We start from the raw sequence: 17,398 nt of genomic DNA, 5'->3' as shown, positions 1-17,398 counted from the left end.
CCCGCCATGGGGTGCGAACACCGAGCGTGGGATGTTGCAATCAAACGGCGGCATACACGGACGCTATTCCACCCTACGAACTAGAACTTGTATTGCGCCGTTAGCATGAAGCTACGCGGCTCACCCAGCAGATTGCCATTACGAGGGTAACTGACAGTGCGGTAATAGTATTTATCGAACAGGTTATTGACGTTCAAGCGCAAGTCAAGATGAGAGTTCGGGCTGTATCCGATCATGGTGTTGACAATACCATAAGCGCCTTGTCTGACCGCTGGCCCCTCCCCAGCAATAGAGCTGTGCACCGCACTCTGAAAGCGCGCCGATGCACCAACCCGCCAATTGGCCAGCGCCCCAGGCAGTTGGTACACCGTGGATAAGGTCAGCAAGTTGCGAGGCGTCGTCGTGGCATAAGCATCACCCGCTTTACCATTGACCGAATCCTTACGGTATTCGGCCTGCTGATACGCATATCCGGCAAACACGCTCCAGGCGTCTGTCAGATTACCGGAGACTTCCAGTTCCACCCCACGGCTACGAATTTCACCCGCTGCCGCGTAGCATGATTGCCCCGAGCGACACAGCAACAAAGGCAGGCTTTCCGGCAAATTACTTTGGTTAATCTGAAAAACGGCCAGACTGGCATTAAGCCTGCCGCCTAGGTATTCGCCCTTGATGCCCAGCTCATAATTGGTACCCTCAACGGGGTCAAGCAAAGCGCCTGAAGTCGAACTGTAATTCTGTGGCCTGAAGATACCGGTGACCGAGCCATATACCGTGTGCTGCTCAAACAGATCATAGGTCAAGGCAGCATAAGGGGTAAACTCCCCTTTAGCCTCATAGGCTGTCTTGCCAAGGTAGGTACCGCTTTTGAGAGTCTGATCCAGTTCATACCAACTGAAACGCCCGCCAGCGAATAGATTAAGCCCATCCAGCAAATTGAACTTGCCCGTGAAATACGCACCATACTCTTTCACATCTCCGTCACTCGACCACATCCAGTTCATTTCGGGCATAGGTGGGGCTACGGTCTCCTGCCAGTGCATCGGGTCAAAGCCATACTCATAGGCGCTCGGCCAACCGCCGGGGCCGTCGCTATCGACGCGATGGCGATAGTTGGCGCCCACCGCCAACTGATGAGATCTTCCGAACAAAGTGAAAGGCCCTGTCGCACGCAAGTCCAACGAGGTATTCTTATGGTGGTAGCGATACTGCCCGACGTTATAAAGAAACGTATCCTCCGCACTACGCCCCAGCAATGAAGTACCTAACATATCCAGCTTGCCATCTAGGTACTGTCCCTTCAAAGACACATCCCAATCATTCTCAAACGTGTGCTTGAGCTCACCGAAGAAATTCACATTTGTCTTGTTCCAGTATGACCAGGTCGGGCTGGCGCGCACCGAACGATCAAAGTCATAAAAGCTACCGTCAGCACGCGTGGGCAAACCGTTCCAGTCAGCGCCAGGGTTGTCTTCCTTGTTGTAATACCCCCCCAAGGTCAGCAAAGTGCGGTCGGTCAAATCCGCCTCTACGATGCCATAGAACAGCTCGCGCTTGTGGCCATACCCTTGAGTGAACGTATCGGCATCCTGCAAAGAGGCCACTACGCGGCCGCGCAAGGTGCCACTGGCGTTCAGGGGACCGCCTGTATCCACGCTACCCGAATAATCATCCCAACGCCCCAGTGCCGCCGTCAAGGAGGTCTGCCAGGTCGACGTCGGCCGTTTACGTACCAGATTGATGGATGCCGACGGATTTCCTGCGCCTTCCAGCAGGCCCGCCGCCCCCCGCACAACCTCGATACGGTCGTACATAGCCAAACTGGCTGACCCCAGGGTATCCGAATCGTGATCAACCGTCAGACCATCCACCTGGATATTGGAGACATCAAAACCTCGAGCACTATACGTATTGCGTTCACCGCCCGTGGCCTTCACCGTCATCCCTGTCGTAAAGGCCAAGGCATCCTCCACTGAGGTCATGCCCGCATCCGTCATACGCTCGCGCGTCACCACACTGACCGACTGTGGGGTTTCGCGGATGGACAAGGACAAGGGAGTGGCCGTGTTCATGCTACCAGTCGTATACGAGCCGGTGCCTTCGGTGGTAAGGCCAAGCTGACTGGCACTGACCGTCACAGCGTCCAGGATTGGCACGTCATCGGCGCGCGTAGCGGCTTTTATGACAATGCCGCCACCTTCCTGCGTGGCAAGCAGCCCGCTGCCAGAAAGCATCTGATCCACCGCCTGCTGCGCCGTCAGCTCGCCTCTGACCGCGCGCGCAGTTTTACCCGACACGAGTGCTGGAGAAAAACCAATTGCTGTACCAGTAGCTGCCGACAGTTCGTTGAGCGCAGACGATAAGGGTTGCGCAGCAATGGAAAGCGTAACCGCTTGTGTGCTGCTTACGGTAGCCTGTGCATAGGTGATGCCCGGCGTAGCCAGTGCAAACGTGATGGCCAACGCAAGCGGGGCCAGACGGAAATGAGGGTGCGCCAACGGCATAGAAACGTCCTTTACAAATCGAGCAATGAATAAAAATACGACTCACTACCCTTAAAGACGCACCAGCCCACCCGAAACTACACCTGTGTCACGATCTTTTTTTTTGCCCAGCAGATGTAGGGTCAACAAGCCTAGCGCTGCAAGGTGATTTCAAACTTTCCGGCTTCGCGGGGTACCAGCCTGACGGGCAGGATCTGTCTCACCATCCGGGCAAACTCATCGGGGCGGGTCACCTGAAAACTGCCGCCGATGGGCATGGCGGCGACAGCCGGATCACGCACTACCAGCCCCGTCGAGCCGTAGCGCTCCAACTCCACCAAAGCATCGCCCAGTGATGTATTCTCGAAGTGCACCAGCCCTTTGCGCCACAGTGCAATGCTACCTGGTGCAACTGCCGAGACCTTGCCCATGTGGCCATCTGCCGCCATGCTCAGACCTTGCCCTGCTACCAAGTTGACCTCGGCACCGGCCCGTCTGCCAAACCAACCACCCACGTCAGCCACTCGCACATGCCCTTCTTCCACCGCGACGTTGACAGTGTCGGCATCCATGCCCGTCTGGTGATAGCGCACGGAGAAACGTGTCCCCACAACGGTGACTCGCGCACGGCCCACCAGTACCTGAAAGGGGCTGTCACGGTCAGGCGCGACGGAAAACATGACTTGCCCCTCTTTAATACGCACCTCACGCCGATCACGGTAAAAGATGACCTTCGCCTGCGTTTCTGCATCGAGCACTAGCACGCTGCCGTCGGGCAAGGCAATCGTCTGGCTTTGTCCGCGCTTGACCGCGTACTGCGTCGAGAAGAACCGACCCTGCCCCCATTGGTGCCAACCGATACCAACGGCCAAAAAAGCCACGAAACAGAACGCGAACCAGTTTCGGCGTGATGACAGGCCAAAGAGTGATGACCACCTGCCCAAGACGTTAACGGATTTTTGGCGCCGGGCCGTATTCCTATCAACATGCTCGAACTGGCCCGAGGCATGATTGAAACAAGATGGACGCCCCTGAGCCATGTGCTGCGTCTGCTGTGCTGATGCGCTATGCAGCACCATCATGCCGTCATCAAGATGGGCATAGGCAGCGGCATGTGCCGGATCCGTATTCAGCCATAGCTGGAATTCTGCCTGCTCGGCAGCGCTCAAGCCCCTCTCCCAGCGGGTATGCCAATCCACGGCGGCAACATGCACAAGATCTTGCTGACGAAAGAACTCTTCATACTCGCGCGCCTCCACAGCCTCATCAAATGGGACTGAAGATGCATGCGAGGATGGAGAAAAACGGCTCATATTATTGGTATAGACGCACTATCAGGGGCAAAACCACACCCCCACAGGAAATGTTGGCCACGGAAAGCATGTACTCAATTGTCACTATCGAGCTCCTCCCGGCAAGCCATGCAAGCGAGTTTACCGCGCTTGATGTAACGATCCACCATGCTGACCGACACGCCCATACGGTCAGCAATCTCCTGATTGGTGATATCTTCGAACAGATACAGGAAAAAGGCTTCGCGGCACCGGGGCGGCAAGGCTTCGATAGTGTCGAGGTAGGCTTGCACGGTTTGAGACGCAGCATAGGCCTGCTCGGGCTGCAGCGCTTGCGGGCCGCGCGGCTGATCTGCTTCCAGCAAGGCATGAATGTCGTCGTGCTGGCGGATGCTGGCACGGCGTTCCCAGTCGATTCTGGTATTTAACGCCACCTGACGCAGCAATGCGCCGGGCTCGCGAATGGCCTCACCGGTCTGCTGCATGGCCAGCACGCGCGCATAACTTTCTTGCGCCAGGTCAGCCGCGATGTCACGGTCACGCACCTTGCGCATGCAAAAGTTCAGCAAATCTCTGTAATAGCGGGCTAACACGGCTCAGTCAAAGTCACATCCATACGACGGGACCCGTCGTACCATGCATGTGCTGCGGCTGGCTCTATCGCACCAGAAGAAGCGGACGAACGAAGGGTTACTTATTGTACGCCACAGATGTTAATAGTTCTCATGTAGATATAGAATATCGAGCACTTTCTGCTTACAACGCTCTCGCGCATCGGATTGACACTCCGCATTGACGGCCCATCTCTCACAAGTCACCGTTGCCCCACACCGTGGCGACAAGCTCAAATCCGAACTGTTCTATTTGCATTGCTTCCTGAGCATCGAGCAGCTAGGAAACAGCATCCGTCAATACATCCACTATTACAATCATCACTGCATCACACTTTACGCAAGGCTTATGAGGTCGCGGCTCGGTAGCTATTTGCATCTTAGCGGCCTAGGAATGCCAGACAGAATTGCGCAAAAAAGCCCGCAGTTACGCGGGCTTAGCGGCTTTTTATGCCATCAGTTGCCTGGCCGTGCCAGACGCGGAATCACTCCCACTCAATCGTCGCTGGCGGCTTGCTGCTGACGTCGTACGTCACACGGTTAATGCCACGCACTTCATTGATGATGCGGCCAGAGGTACGCTTCAACAACGAGTATGGCAGTTCAGCCCAGTCAGCCGTCATGAAGTCTGTTGTCTGCACGGCACGCATGGCAACAACGTACTCATAAGTACGGGCATCGCCCATCACGCCTACGCTTTTCACTGGCAGGAAGACGGTGAAGGCCTGGGAAGTCAGGTCGTACCAGTTCTTGCCGGTTTCTTCGTCAATCGTATTGCGCAGTTCTTCGATAAAGATAGCATCAGCTTGACGCAGCAAATCTGCGTATTCGCGCTTGATTTCACCCAGAATACGGACACCCAAGCCTGGGCCTGGGAAGGGGTGACGGTAGACCATTGCTGGTGGCAAGCCCAGGGCTACGCCCAGTTTGCGCACTTCGTCCTTGAACAATTCACGCAGGGGTTCCAGCAGCTTCAGGTTCAGTGTGTCTGGCAGGCCGCCCACGTTGTGGTGGGATTTGATGCCAGTGGCTTTGCCGGACTTGGCGGCGGCGGATTCGATTACGTCCGGGTAGATTGTGCCTTGGGCCAACCAGCGGGCGTTGCTGAGTTTGGCGGCTTCTTCCTGGAAGATTTCCACGAATTCACGGCCAATGATCTTGCGCTTGGCTTCTGGATCGGTAACACCGGCCAGTTTGCCCAGGAAGCGGTCGGAAGCGTCGATATGGATGATCTTCAAACCCATATTGTCGGCGAAGGTGCTCATGACTTGCTGGGCTTCATTCAGACGCAGCAGGCCGTGGTCCACGAATACGCAGGTCAGCTTGTCGCCGATAGCCTGGTGGATCAGAGCGGCAGCGACGGAGGAATCCACACCGCCGGACAGAGCCAGAATAACTTCTTCGTCGCCGACTTGTTCGCGGATATTGGCGATAGCCTCTTGCACGTAGTCCGGCATGTTCCAATCGCCCACGCAGCCGCAGATGTCGCGCACAAAGCGCTCGAACAAGGCGCCGCCTTGAACGGTGTGGGTGACTTCGGGGTGGAACTGAACCGCGTAGAAGCCGCGATCTTCATCAGCCATACCGGCGATGGGGCATGTAGGCGTGGAAGCCATCAGCTTGAAGCCGGGAGGCAAGGCGGTAACTTTGTCGCCGTGGCTCATCCAGACTTTGAGCATGCCGTGGCCTTCTGCCGTAGCGAAATCCTGGATACCATCGAGCAGCTTGGTGTGGCCATGGGCGCGGACTTCGGCGTAACCGAATTCACGCTTGTCCGAACCTTCGGTAACGCCGCCCAGTTGGCGGGCCATGGCTTGCATGCCGTAGCAAATGCCCAGAACGGGTACGCCGGCTTCAAACGCGGCGGTAGGAACTTGCAGAGCGTCTTCGGCGTAGACCGAGGCGTGGCTGCCCGACAGAATGATCCCTTTCAGGCCTTCTTGGGAACGGATGAATTCATCGCTGACATCACCGGGGTGAATTTCACAGTACGCACCGGCTTCGCGTACGCGACGCGCAATAAGCTGGGTGACCTGGGAGCCGTAATCAAGAATCAGAATTCGCTGGTGCATGAAAGTATCGAGCCAATAATAAAGCGGTAAAGGATCTATTTTACGCTGTGTAGCGCCGCTTAGGGAGTCGCAGAAATACTCCAGGCCGAAATTGTCCTGCATCACTGGCATTCATGCGGCAAGGCAGCTACAGTACATGCAGCCATTTTGGGAGTTTCAGCATGTCTTCGAGTCGTACCCCTCGTCCGAGCGAACTTAATGAACACCAGGAATCCCGACCTGCACAGGCCACACAACAACAAGGCGGCGGTAGCTATATCCCTGCTCCCGGCCCCTCCGGTGCCCGCTCGCACAGCTTTGCCTATGAATGTCAGGAAGATACGGACGAAGTCTCCGACAGCCTGACCTTTGTGCTGGTTCACGGTGCTTGGCACGGTGGCTGGTGCTGGTCCAGACTGGCTGCCCGGCTACGGGCCAAGGGGCATAAAGTCTATACCCCCACACTGACAGGCCTGGGCGAACGCAGCCACTTGCTTAGTGCGGACATCACCCTGAACACCTTTGTAGATGATGTCGCTAATTTGATACGTTGGGAGGAACTCTCCAACGTGGTTCTGGTGGGCCACAGCTTTGGAGGACTGGTCATTAGCGGCGTCGCCGACGTCATGCCGCGCTGCATTCAACAACTGATTTACCTGGACGCCTTTATCCTGCCCAGCGGCACCAGCACCTTCGACACCCTGCCAGAAAAGATTGTCGACAGCATGGTGGCCTCTGCTGGGAAAAGCGCCATTCCTGCCGTCCCCCCTCCTCCACTGAGTGCACTGGGCCTGCATGCCACAGAAGATCTACACTTTGTCGGTAACCGCCTGACGCCACAGCCGCTTAGCGTCTACCGCTCTTCCCTGCGCTTACAGAACCCCGTCATCGGCAATGGCCGCCCTTGCTCCTATATCTCCTGCACACAGCCTACGTTCAGAGGGGTGGATACCTCGCGCGAATGGGCCCGTCAGCAGAAAGACTGGGAATTCCGAGAGTTGGAAAGTGGGCACTGCGCGTTGATGACACACCCCGATATACTGGCCCGACTGTTGCTGGAGTTGGCGGACTAATCTGCCTCGTCCGCGCTGTCTTTAGAGCGATAAAACTCTCTGGGAGTGACCCCAAAATGCCGCCGGAAAACGGCGGCATATGCGCTTTGGCTGGCGTAACCGTGCTGCAAAGCCACTTGCACAACAGGCTCACCGGCTGCCAAGCCCTCCAAAGACCCCAACAAGCGAGCGAATTGACGCCATTGCCCAAAGCTGATGCCGGTATGGCGACGAAACAGGCGGTGGAAAGTTTTGACGCTCATGGCCAGTTGCCTGGCCCAGGCATCTGCATCTCTATCATCATCGGGGCTAGCCTCCAGATGTCGACACACCAATAGCAAGCGCGGCTCTTCGGGCCAGGGCAGATGAAACGGCAATACAGGCAACTCGCGCAGTTCATCCAGCAATAAACGCATCAAGCGGCCATCGCGACTGTCTTGCGCATACACCAAAGGAATTCGGCTGGCCTCCAGAATCAGCTCCCGTAGCAAAGGGCTGACATCCAGCACGCAGTTACGCGCCGGCAAGCCCGGAGCAGCATCCTCATCCACAAAGATCGTGCGCATTTTGACCTGCCCGCGCATGCGAACCGTATGAGGACGACCCGGTTGCAGCCAAACGCCACGGCTAGGAGGAACCACCCAGCGCCCTTCCTGGGCATCAATCACCATCACCCCTTGCACGGCGTACAAGAACTGCGCACGTACATGCTGATGTTCGTGAATAAGATGGCCGTCCGGATAGTCTGCTGCCAAACCACTAATAGGCATCTTGGCCAGCTCAACCGGAATATGAATAAGAGGATCAAGCACAAGCTGTCCCATTTGCGCTAATTCAAGTCAGTTTAGCGAAAGACAGGCAAGTCGGTCTACAGCGAGCATACGTCTTCCTTATTGATGGATGCTTCCAATGCGCAACTATGCTTATCCGCTGGTGACCATGCTGTTGTGGTCCGGCAATGTCATTGTTTCCAAAATGGCGCACGGCCTGATCGCCGCACCTGCCATGAGTTTTTATCGAGTCGTGCTGGCGCTGGCCATTATGAGCCTGTTTGCCGCTCGCCCTGTCTGGCGACACTGGCACTCGATCCGTCCTCAACTACCCAAACTGCTGTTTCTGGGATTTCTGAGTATGGCGTTTTATCAATGCCTGTCTTATTGGGCAGCAGCCAGCACCAGTGCCACCAATATGGCCGTGATTACCGCACTGACACCCCTACTGACCCTGTTGACCACACGTCTGCTGCTGCCAGGATCTGGCCCTCGCGGCATGCTGCCCGGCGCCCTGCTGGCCTTGTTTGGAACAGTCTGGTTGATTAGCGGCGGCCATCCCATGCAACTGCTAAGCCAAGGAGTCCGCTCTGGCGACTTGCTGATGCTGACAGCGGCATTGAGCTACGCCTTTTACAGTGTTTTTTTGAAGAAATGGCATATCACTGTGCCAGCCTGGCAATCGACCTATCTTCAAGCCTGGGGAGCCTTGATCACCCTGCTGCCGGTCTTCTTCTGGCTACCGGCTGAACAAACTCAATTGAATGAGCAAACAGTCCCCCTGATCCTGTACGCAGGCATCCTGGCCTCCGTCCTGCTGCCCTACTGCTGGATCCAAGGCATCACACGCTTGGGCCCGGCCCGATGCAGCCTGTTCCTGAACATCCTGCCCTTCATGACCGCCATGCTGGCCATCCCATTGCTGGGCGAACAACTGGGCGCACACCATGTGAGCGGTGGATTGCTGACTCTGGCAGGGGTGATTTTGGCTCAATGGCCGCCTCAACAATGGCTGTTCAAAACCAAAGCAGCCCCTGCTAAATAAGAAATATGGGAGTTTTATATTCAACTCCTGATATGAAATGATTTTCCAGCTATCCGCCACTAATTTGTGAGCTAACGAGTGACGAACTAATGAACTGAATAGCTGAATAGCACTCTTAGGGTAAGCGCACCCCGCAGCATCCAAAGCAAGGCGTCCCGTCATAAACGGGGCGCTTTTTATTATTTAGAGTTCTCTGCATTCCCATCCCTCCCACCTCATAAAGAGTCGCTCCCTGAATGAAATAAGGGCTACACAGCACCAGCCAAGGTGGAAATAGCAAAGGCTGAGATAGCAGTAGTTACTGCTATTGCTGTTGCTGTGATCTTGATGGTGGCGGTGACGATGACGGTGACGATGACGGTGACGGTGACGGTGACGGTGACGGTGACGGTGACGGTGACGGCAGTGATTGTGTAGAGCCCTGACCAAACAGCCAACACACCCACAAAAATCCTAAGTGCAAGATACAGGCAGGGCTATATATTTCTCGATCTGAGCCTCTTGCGGCCTGAGTGGGGGCGTGGGGCGAGTCAGACTGCTTGCCGCGGGCGGTGTCGGGATACGGGATGCAAGCACTCTGCTGTTTGAACCCGACGCTTGTGATTGGTCCGGGGGACCAATCACCGGGTGAGTTCAGAGTGCGCCCGTATCTCGACACCGCCAAGGGCACCGGTGCGCAGCATCGGCAAGCGATCCGCCCCACGCCCCCACTCAGGCCGCAAGAGGCGTCTATCCTGAGACTACCCCCTACCCCACAACACAAAGGCGATACACAAAAAAACCGCCAACCCAAAGGCTGGCGGTTTCTGGCATGCAAGAGACTGGCTAAGATCAGTCAGCGCGGTAGTTCGGCGCTTCCTTGGTGATCTGCACATCATGTACGTGAGACTCACGTACACCCGCAGCCGTAATCTCCACGAACTCAGCCTTGGCATGCAATTCCTCGATGGATTTGCAACCGCAGTAGCCCATGGAAGCACGGATGCCGCCAACCAATTGGTAAATAATGGCAATCACACTGCCCTTGTAAGGCACGCGGCCTTCAATACCTTCTGGAACCAGCTTGTCCGCGTTGTTCGAAGGATCCTGGAAGTAGCGATCAGCCGAACCATCGACCATGGCGCCCAAGCTACCCATACCGCGGTAGGACTTGTACGAACGGCCCTGGAACAGCACAACTTCACCTGGAGACTCTTCAGTACCGGCAAACATACCGCCCATCATGCAAGCGGAAGCGCCAGCAGCCAAAGCCTTGGACACATCGCCGGAGAAGCGGATACCGCCATCAGCGATCAGAGGTACGCCTGTACCTTCCAATGCCTTGGCAACGTCAGCGATCGCTGTAATTTGAGGTACACCCACACCGGCTACGATACGAGTCGTACAAATAGAGCCAGGGCCAATACCGACCTTGACACAATCTGCACCGACCTCGACCAGAGCGCGAGCTGCATCAGCGGTAGCAATGTTGCCACCAATAACCTGAATGCGAGGGAAATTTTTCTTGACCCAGCGAACGCGCTCGATCACGCCACGGGAGTGACCGTGAGCAGTGTCCACCACCACCACGTCCACACCGGCTGCGGCCAGTTTCTCGACACGTTCTTCAGTACCATCACCCACACCGACCGCAGCGCCAACGCGCAATTGACCGTGGCTGTCTTTGCTAGCCAGAGGGTGCTCGGTGTTTTTGACAATATCCTTAACCGTTGCCAGACCACGCAGCTGGAACTGATCGTTAACGATCAGCACGCGCTCCAGACGGTGGCGGTGCATCAGGGCCTGAGCTTCGTCCAGCGTGGCGCCTTCATGCATGGTGATCAGACGCTCTTGAGGCGTCATGACATCACGCAAAGGCAGATCCAGGCGGTCTTCAAAGCGCAGATCGCGGTTGGTAACAATACCCACCAGCTTGCCGGCCTCAACCACAGGCAAACCGGAAATACCGTGTTGACGCTGCAGGTTGATGGCATCGCGCACCTTCATGGTGGGCGTCACGGTAACCGGATCAATCACGATACCGAACTCGTGACGCTTCACTCGTGCAACTTCACGTGCTTGAGCATCCGCCGTCAGGTTCTTGTGGATGATCCCGATACCGCCTTCCTGTGCCATGGCAATAGCCAGACGCGCTTCGGTTACCGTGTCCATGGCAGCCGAAACCAGCGGGATATTCAGGGTGATGTCCCGCGTAAAGCGGGTGAGCAAGGATGTATCGCGAGGCAGAACCTCGGAGTAAGCGGGAACCAACAACACATCGTCGAAGGTCAGTGCTTTCTTGATGAGACGCATGCTTTTATAACTCCGTCCAAAAATCGATTATACGCGTAAGCAATTACGCAATCCAGACCCGAGCGTTGCGAAACATCCGCATCCAGGGAGTAAATCCACCATTTGTCATCTGATCAGCACCCTGATCGGCGGCGCCCCACTGCTCTGGAGTCCAGGACATCATGACGTTACGCGTCACGCGTTCCGGGTGAGGCATCATGATGGTGAAGCGGCCATCTGCCGTGGTTACGCCGGTCAAACCGTAAGGGCTGCCGTTGGGGTTCAGCGGGTACTGTTCGGTGCGCTGACCGCGATGATCCACAAAGTGAACCGCAGCGGCGACCTTGGACGCATCGCCTTGACGTTGGAAGTTGGCAAAGCCTTCACCGTGAGCCACGGCTACTGGCAGACGGGTCCCTTCCATACCCTTGAAGAACAAGGATGGCGAAGAGGCAATTTCCACACTGGAGAAACGAGCTTCGTATTTTTCCGACTGGTTACGGGTAAAGCGTGGCCAGAATTCTGCACCTGGAATCATGGGAGCCAAAGCGGCCATCATCTGGCAACCATTACAAATACCCAGACCGAAGGTATCGCTGCGACCGAAGAAAGCAGCAAACTGATCCGACAACTGGTTGTTGAAACGAATGGTCTTGGCCCAGCCTTCACCAGCGCCCAGAACGTCGCCGTAGCTGAAACCACCCACAGCCACCATGCCCTGCATGCCTTCCAGCGATGCGCGACCCGACAGCAAATCGGTCATGTGTACGTCAACGGCTTCGAAACCGGCCGTGTCAAAGGCCCAGGCCATTTCGACCTGGCTGTTGCAACCCTGTTCGCGCAAGATGGCAACGCGTGGGCGCTTGCCGGTAGCGATGAAGGGAGCAGCAATATCTTCCTGCGGGTTGAACATGACACGCGGCGAGATGCCTGGGTCTTGCACGTCTTCCCAGCGATCGAATTCGGCCTGTGCGCAAGCGGGGTTATCGCGGCGCTCCATGATGCGGCGGCTAACTTCGCTCCACTGTTGCGCCAGTTCCACACGAGGGGCCTGGTAAATGCAAGCGCCATCGCGGTAGAACTCGACCTGATCAGTCTTGTTCAGGCTACCAATCACGTGGGAGTGAGCCGACAAACCTGCCTCACGCAGAATTTGCATGACCTGATCACGCTGGGCCAATGGCACCTGGATAACAGCACCAGCCTCTTCGTTGAACAAGGCGCGCAAGGTGATTTCATCACGCTGCACGGAAACCTGTTCGGCACGAATCTTGTAATCGCCCCAATCGGCAGCATGAGGGTCGATCGTCAGCATGTCCAGATTCACGGACACGCCGGTGTGACCGGCAAAGGCCATCTCGGCCACGGTCGCGGCCAGACCACCGTCGGAACGGTCGTGGTAGGCCAGGATCAGATCCTGGTCGGCCAATTGGCGAATCACCTTCACAAACGCCAGCATGGCTTCGGCGTCCTGCATGTCAGGTACGGACTGGCCAACCTGATTGAAAGCGTGAGCCAATACGGAAGCGCCCATACGCTGTTTGCCCTGTCCCAGATCGATCAAGACCAAAGCGGTATCGCCCACATTGGTTTGCAGTTGGGGGGTCAGCGTGCGGCGCACATCCGCCACTTGAGCAAAAGCGGTCACCACCAGGGAAACTGGCGAAATCACCTGACGGGACTCACCGTCCTGCTCCCAGCTGGTACGCATGGACAGGGAGTCCTTGCCCACAGGAATGGACAGGCCCAGGCTCTGGCACCACTGGCTGACAGCCTGAACCGTGTCGAACAAGGCAGCGTCCTGGCCATCCACGCCGCAAGCGGCCATCCAGTTGGCGGACAATTTGACGTCTTTCAGGTCACGCACATCGCTGGCGACCAGGTTGGTCAGGGCTTCAGCCACAGCCATACGGCCGGAGGCAGCAGCGTCGATCATGGCGCTAGGGCTACGCTCGCCCATGGACATGGCTTCGCCACGTACGCCTTCAAAGTCAGCCAGGGTCACGGCGCAGTCGGCCACAGGCACTTGCCATGGGCCAACCATCTGATCGCGACTGCACAGGCCACCCACGCTACGGTCACCAATGCTGATCAGGAAAGTCTTGTTGGCCACGGTGGGGTGACGCAGCACCCGATGCATGGCTTCGGTCAAAGGAATAACGGTCAGGTCCAGCGGTTCGGCCACGCCGTCCAGACGCTTGACGTCGCGTTCCATGCGTGGGGCTTTACCCAGAATCACATCCATAGGCACGTCAACAGGACGTTCCTCGATGCTCTTGGGGGTGTGCACTTCGTCCACGCCAGGCAGGCCTTCGCCGAAAGTCACGCGCAATTGGCGCTCTTCAGTCGCCACACCCACGACGGCAAAGGGGCAGCGCTCGCGCTGAGCAATGCGCTCAAAACGCGGCAGATCCTTGGGCAGAATGGCCAGGACGTAACGCTCCTGGGATTCGTTGGACCAGATTTCAGCAGGTGACAGACCCGACTCTTCCAGAGGAACGCGAGTCAGTTCAAAAATAGCGCCACGCTCGGCATCGTTCACCAACTCAGGGAATGCGTTGGACAGACCACCCGCCCCCACGTCGTGGATGGCAATAATGGGGTTATTCTCGCCCTGTTGCCAGCAGCGATCGATCACTTCCTGGGCACGGCGTTCCATCTCCGGGTTACCACGCTGCACGGAGTCAAAGTCCAGTTCGGCGCGGTTGGCCCCCACGCCCATACTGGACGCAGCACCACCACCCATACCAATACGCATGCCGGGACCGCCCAGCTGAATCAGCAAGGCGCCCACTGGCAGAGGATCTTTGTGAGTCAGGCGATCGTCAATCGAACCCAGACCACCGGCAATCATGATGGGCTTGTGGTAGCCCCAGCGCTGATCGCCAGCCGTTTGTTCAAAGGTACGGAAGTAACCCAGCAGATTAGGACGACCAAATTCGTTATTGAAGGCAGCACCACCAATCGGGCCTTCAATCATGATGTCCAGGGGGCTGGCGATACGGTCAGGAATACCGTGGGAGTCTTTTTCCCAAGGCTCCATTTGCTCAGGGAAGCACAGATTGGACACGGTAAAACCGGTCAAACCTGCTTTGGGCTTGGAACCACGGCCTGTTGCACCTTCGTCGCGAATCTCGCCACCGGCACCGGTAGATGCACCGGGGAAAGGAGCAATTGCAGTTGGGTGGTTATGAGTTTCCACCTTCATCAAGGTGTGAACCAGTGCTTCGTGGCGCTGATACACAGGCTCGTTGGCCTGATCATCAATACCGGCATGGAACAGAGTAGCGGGGCCGCCCGTCATGATGGCGGCGTTATCCGCATAAGCCACCACAGTGTTTTCAGGTTGAGCCGCGTGGGTTTCGCGAATCATGCCAAACAAGGTCTTGCCCTGGTTTTGACCGTCAATTACCCACTGTGCGTTAAAAATCTTGTGACGACAGTGTTCGCTATTGGCTTGCGCGAACATCATCAATTCCACATCGTGCGGGTTACGACCCAGACGCGTGAAGGCATCCATCAGGTATTCAATTTCGTCCTCGGACAGCGCCAGACCCATTTCCTCGTTGGCCTGCTTCAAGGTCGCCACGCCACCGCCCAGAACATCCACGGTCTGGATGGGCTTGCCTTCCAGTTGGGTGAACAGCGCCTGACCGTCAAACTCCAAACCAACAACAGTTTCGGTCATGCGGTCGTGCAGCAAGGCAGCCAGTTGCTCCAGCTGAGCCTGATCCAGTTCCTTGGCACCCAGCAAGCCACGCTTGGGGGTGATGATGTAACGCACGCCACGCTCGATACGACGTACCGCTTGCAAGCCACAGTTATGAGCGATGTCAGTCGCTTTACTGGCCCAGGGCGACACGGTACCCAAACGAGGAATGACACGCAGAACCAAGGCGCCTTTAGGCGGCTGAGGGTCCAGCGCAGGCAGACCATCGTCCAGCAAGTCGCTGAGGTGCTGACGCGCACTGGCATCCAGGCCGGACTCTTCAGTCCAGACATAGTATTCGTGCAAGGCAAGAATGTCGGCAACAGGCAGTTGACGCTGCTCGACACGCTCTAGCAAACGCTCACGACGAAATGCGGAGAGCACGGACGAACCGGGAAAGTACAGGATTTGGCTCACGATACGGGAGGGGCAAAAAAGGTGGGAGAAATAGAAAACACGCCATTTTAACCGGAAGCGACACAAGAGGTCACATCGGTAAATGGCGTGCACAAAAAGGGAAAATTCAGTTCAAACAACGGGGCCGCAACAAGCGGGGCTGGAGACACAGCAAACCCGGCAAGCTCGACAAGACGTCTTGAGGGGCCGGAGCGATTCGCGCCCCGTAATCTCCAATACGGACCCGGTACGGCGTTCAAATCGGGCTGTCTCCATCCAGATCAGGAGCTGGCGCGGGCTCGGGATAGGACACTTCCAGAATATCCAACTCTTCTTTGCCGGCGGGGGTACGCAGCACCACGGTGTCGCCTTCACGCGCCTTGATCAGGGCCCGGGCCACCGGCGAAATCCAGCTGATACGGCCTTGCAAGGGTTCGGCCTCGTCCACGCCCACAATGGTGATGGTGAACTCTTCACCCTGGCTGTCGCTATAAACAACGGTTGCACCAAAGAACACCTGATCGGGATTGGGCTGCAAGCCGGGATCGACCACTTCAGCAATTTCCAGACGCTTGGTCAGGAAGCGGATACGGCGGTCGATTTCCCGCAGGCGTTTTTTACCGTACAGATAATCGCCGTTCTCGGAGCGATCACCATTGGATGCCGCCCAGGAGACGATCTGCACCACCTCGGGACGCTCCTTGTTCATCAAATGGCTCAGTTCGCCACGCAAACGGCGATACCCCAGGACCGTCATGTAATTCTTGGTCCCACTGGGTAGCGCACTGGCCGGGGCGTCCAGATCGTCGTCATCGTCCTGATCGGACTCTTTCACAAAGGCTTTATTCATCGTTTTCAAGGCTCCTGCTAGAGCCACTCCTGCCAAACGGGTTTCAATCCCGAGGGCAAAGGCGGCAAACCGCCTAAATCAACACGCCCTTCGCTGGGACCATGAAAATCCGAACCACAGGACACTTCAAAACCATAGCTGCGTGCTACCTGGGTATACACGCTGTATTCCTGCGGAGTGTGACTGCCCGTCAGCACTTCAATCCCCACACCACCCAATTCCAGAAACTGGGTATACAAAGCATGGCTGCGGGTGCCGTCCAATTCGTAACGTCCGGGGTGGGCAATAATGGCCTTGCCGCCCGATTCACGTATCCAGCCCACCGCTTCTTCCAGGCTGGCCCAGACGGTTTCCACGGCAGCAGGCTTGCCATCCGCCAAGTAGCGGCGAAAGGCCTCATTCATATCAACGCAGTAACCTTGCTGTACCAGAAACCGCGCAAAGTGCGTGCGGCTGATCAGTTCCGGATTGGCCGCAAATGGGACTGCACCTTCATAGGCATTGGGAAAACCCAGTTTTTCCAAGCGGTCACCCATTTGACGGGCGCGTTGCTCGCGGCCAGCACGCACATCATGCAGCGCCTGCTGCAGGGCAGGATGGTCCGGGTCCACGCCCAAGCCAACAATGTGGATAGTCTTGTTCGCCCAAGTGACGGAGATTTCTACCCCGTCCACAAAGCGTATGCCCAGATCCTCGGCGTATTGCCGGGCCAATTTCAAGCCACCGATTTCGTCATGATCCGTCAGGGCCCACAGTTTCACACCGTTAGCATGCGCACGCGCGGCGAGTTCCGCGGGGCTGAGCACACCATCTGAATAAATGGAATGGCAATGCAAATCAACGGGCAAGCGGGCCTGAACACTCATAA

The 17,398-nt window shown here is 56.7% G+C and carries 13 protein-coding genes; 3 read left to right on the top strand and 10 right to left on the bottom strand.

Going from position 1 to position 17,398, the window contains the following annotated elements; all coding sequences use genetic code 11:
- Positions 1–80: 80 nt before the first annotated feature.
- From D0C27_RS10360 to D0C27_RS10350, 3 genes are all read right to left on the bottom strand, one after another.
- Positions 81–2,504 carry a TonB-dependent siderophore receptor gene (locus D0C27_RS10360; RefSeq protein ID WP_052695851.1) on the bottom strand — a complete coding sequence of 808 codons (2,424 nt, stop codon included), beginning with the start codon at positions 2,502–2,504 and terminating at the stop codon, positions 81–83.
- A gap of 131 nt (positions 2,505–2,635) precedes the next feature.
- Positions 2,636–3,796: a FecR family protein gene (locus D0C27_RS10355; protein WP_137430923.1), complete on the bottom strand. Its 1,161-nt coding sequence runs from the start codon at positions 3,794–3,796 to the stop codon at positions 2,636–2,638.
- Positions 3,797–3,870: 74 nt separating this feature from the next.
- Positions 3,871–4,368: an RNA polymerase sigma factor gene (locus tag D0C27_RS10350; RefSeq protein WP_060185943.1), complete on the bottom strand. Its 498-nt coding sequence runs from the start codon at positions 4,366–4,368 to the stop codon at positions 3,871–3,873.
- Between the two features lie 199 nt (positions 4,369–4,567).
- Between D0C27_RS10350 and D0C27_RS19675 the strand changes: the two genes are divergently transcribed.
- On the top strand, positions 4,568–4,909 hold the full coding sequence (locus D0C27_RS19675) for an IS3 family transposase (RefSeq protein WP_137430922.1): 342 nt from the start codon (positions 4,568–4,570) through the stop codon (positions 4,907–4,909).
- Here D0C27_RS19675 and guaA read toward each other — a convergent pair.
- The gene (gene guaA / locus D0C27_RS10340; protein WP_137430921.1) at positions 4,872–6,458 is read right to left on the bottom strand and encodes a glutamine-hydrolyzing GMP synthase; all 1,587 of its coding nucleotides are present in this window, start codon (positions 6,456–6,458) and stop codon (positions 4,872–4,874) included. The genes D0C27_RS19675 and guaA overlap by 38 nt on opposite strands.
- Positions 6,459–6,619: 161 nt before the next feature.
- Between guaA and D0C27_RS10335 the strand changes: the two genes are divergently transcribed.
- The gene (locus D0C27_RS10335) at positions 6,620–7,510 is read left to right on the top strand and encodes an alpha/beta fold hydrolase (protein WP_137430920.1); all 891 of its coding nucleotides are present in this window, start codon (positions 6,620–6,622) and stop codon (positions 7,508–7,510) included.
- Here the strand turns inward: D0C27_RS10335 and D0C27_RS10330 are convergent.
- Entirely contained in the window at positions 7,507–8,313 is an 807-nt protein-coding gene (locus D0C27_RS10330) for an AraC family transcriptional regulator (protein ID WP_137430919.1), read from the bottom strand. The genes D0C27_RS10335 and D0C27_RS10330 overlap by 4 nt on opposite strands.
- Positions 8,314–8,398: 85 nt before the next feature.
- Between D0C27_RS10330 and D0C27_RS10325 the strand changes: the two genes are divergently transcribed.
- Complete coding sequence (locus D0C27_RS10325; RefSeq protein ID WP_115635159.1) at positions 8,399–9,304, top strand: DMT family transporter; 906 nt, start codon at positions 8,399–8,401, stop codon at positions 9,302–9,304.
- 248 nt (positions 9,305–9,552) lie between these two features.
- On the opposite strand, the gene D0C27_RS10320 is transcribed toward D0C27_RS10325, so the two are convergent.
- The 5 genes from D0C27_RS10320 to D0C27_RS10300 all read right to left on the bottom strand — a co-directional run bounded on the left by D0C27_RS10320 (position 9,553) and on the right by D0C27_RS10300 (position 17,396).
- A complete protein-coding gene (locus D0C27_RS10320; RefSeq protein WP_137430918.1) occupies positions 9,553–9,750 on the bottom strand; it encodes a hypothetical protein in 198 nt (65 codons plus the stop codon).
- A 385-nt stretch (positions 9,751–10,135) separates the two neighbouring features.
- Entirely contained in the window at positions 10,136–11,596 is a 1,461-nt protein-coding gene (gene guaB / locus D0C27_RS10315; RefSeq protein ID WP_137430917.1) for an IMP dehydrogenase, read from the bottom strand.
- A 43-nt stretch (positions 11,597–11,639) separates the two neighbouring features.
- Positions 11,640–15,701 (bottom strand): phosphoribosylformylglycinamidine synthase, encoded by a 4,062-nt coding sequence (gene purL / locus D0C27_RS10310; RefSeq protein WP_137430916.1) that lies wholly within the window; start codon positions 15,699–15,701, stop codon positions 11,640–11,642.
- A gap of 235 nt (positions 15,702–15,936) precedes the next feature.
- Positions 15,937–16,530, bottom strand: coding sequence for a transcription elongation factor GreB (greB, locus tag D0C27_RS10305; protein WP_009457980.1), 594 nt, complete (start codon positions 16,528–16,530; stop codon positions 15,937–15,939).
- 17 nt (positions 16,531–16,547) lie between these two features.
- Positions 16,548–17,396, bottom strand: coding sequence for a 3',5'-nucleoside bisphosphate phosphatase (locus D0C27_RS10300; RefSeq protein WP_137430915.1), 849 nt, complete (start codon positions 17,394–17,396; stop codon positions 16,548–16,550).
- Between the last annotated feature and the right edge of the window lie 2 nt (positions 17,397–17,398).

The sequence above is a fragment of the Alcaligenes faecalis genome (genome assembly GCF_005311025.1).
GTDB lineage: Bacteria > Pseudomonadota > Gammaproteobacteria > Burkholderiales > Burkholderiaceae_B > Alcaligenes > Alcaligenes phenolicus.
This window is presented reverse-complemented; position numbering and strand designations above follow the sequence as displayed.

Excerpts from the sequence above, each read along its gene's own strand:
- D0C27_RS10360 (WP_052695851.1), bottom strand. The coding sequence starts at position 2,504 with ATGCCGTTGGCGCACCCTCATTTCCGTCTGGCCCCGCTTGCGTTGGCC.
- D0C27_RS10355 (WP_137430923.1), bottom strand. The coding sequence starts at position 3,796 with ATGAGCCGTTTTTCTCCATCCTCGCATGCATCTTCAGTCCCATTTGAT.
- guaA (WP_137430921.1), bottom strand. The coding sequence starts at position 6,458 with ATGCACCAGCGAATTCTGATTCTTGATTACGGCTCCCAGGTCACCCAG.
- D0C27_RS10335 (WP_137430920.1), top strand. The coding sequence starts at position 6,620 with ATGTCTTCGAGTCGTACCCCTCGTCCGAGCGAACTTAATGAACACCAG.
- D0C27_RS10330 (WP_137430919.1), bottom strand. The coding sequence starts at position 8,313 with ATGGGACAGCTTGTGCTTGATCCTCTTATTCATATTCCGGTTGAGCTG.
- D0C27_RS10325 (WP_115635159.1), top strand. The coding sequence starts at position 8,399 with ATGCGCAACTATGCTTATCCGCTGGTGACCATGCTGTTGTGGTCCGGC.
- guaB (WP_137430917.1), bottom strand. The coding sequence starts at position 11,596 with ATGCGTCTCATCAAGAAAGCACTGACCTTCGACGATGTGTTGTTGGTT.
- greB (WP_009457980.1), bottom strand. The coding sequence starts at position 16,530 with ATGAATAAAGCCTTTGTGAAAGAGTCCGATCAGGACGATGACGACGAT.
- D0C27_RS10300 (WP_137430915.1), bottom strand. The coding sequence starts at position 17,396 with ATGAGTGTTCAGGCCCGCTTGCCCGTTGATTTGCATTGCCATTCCATT.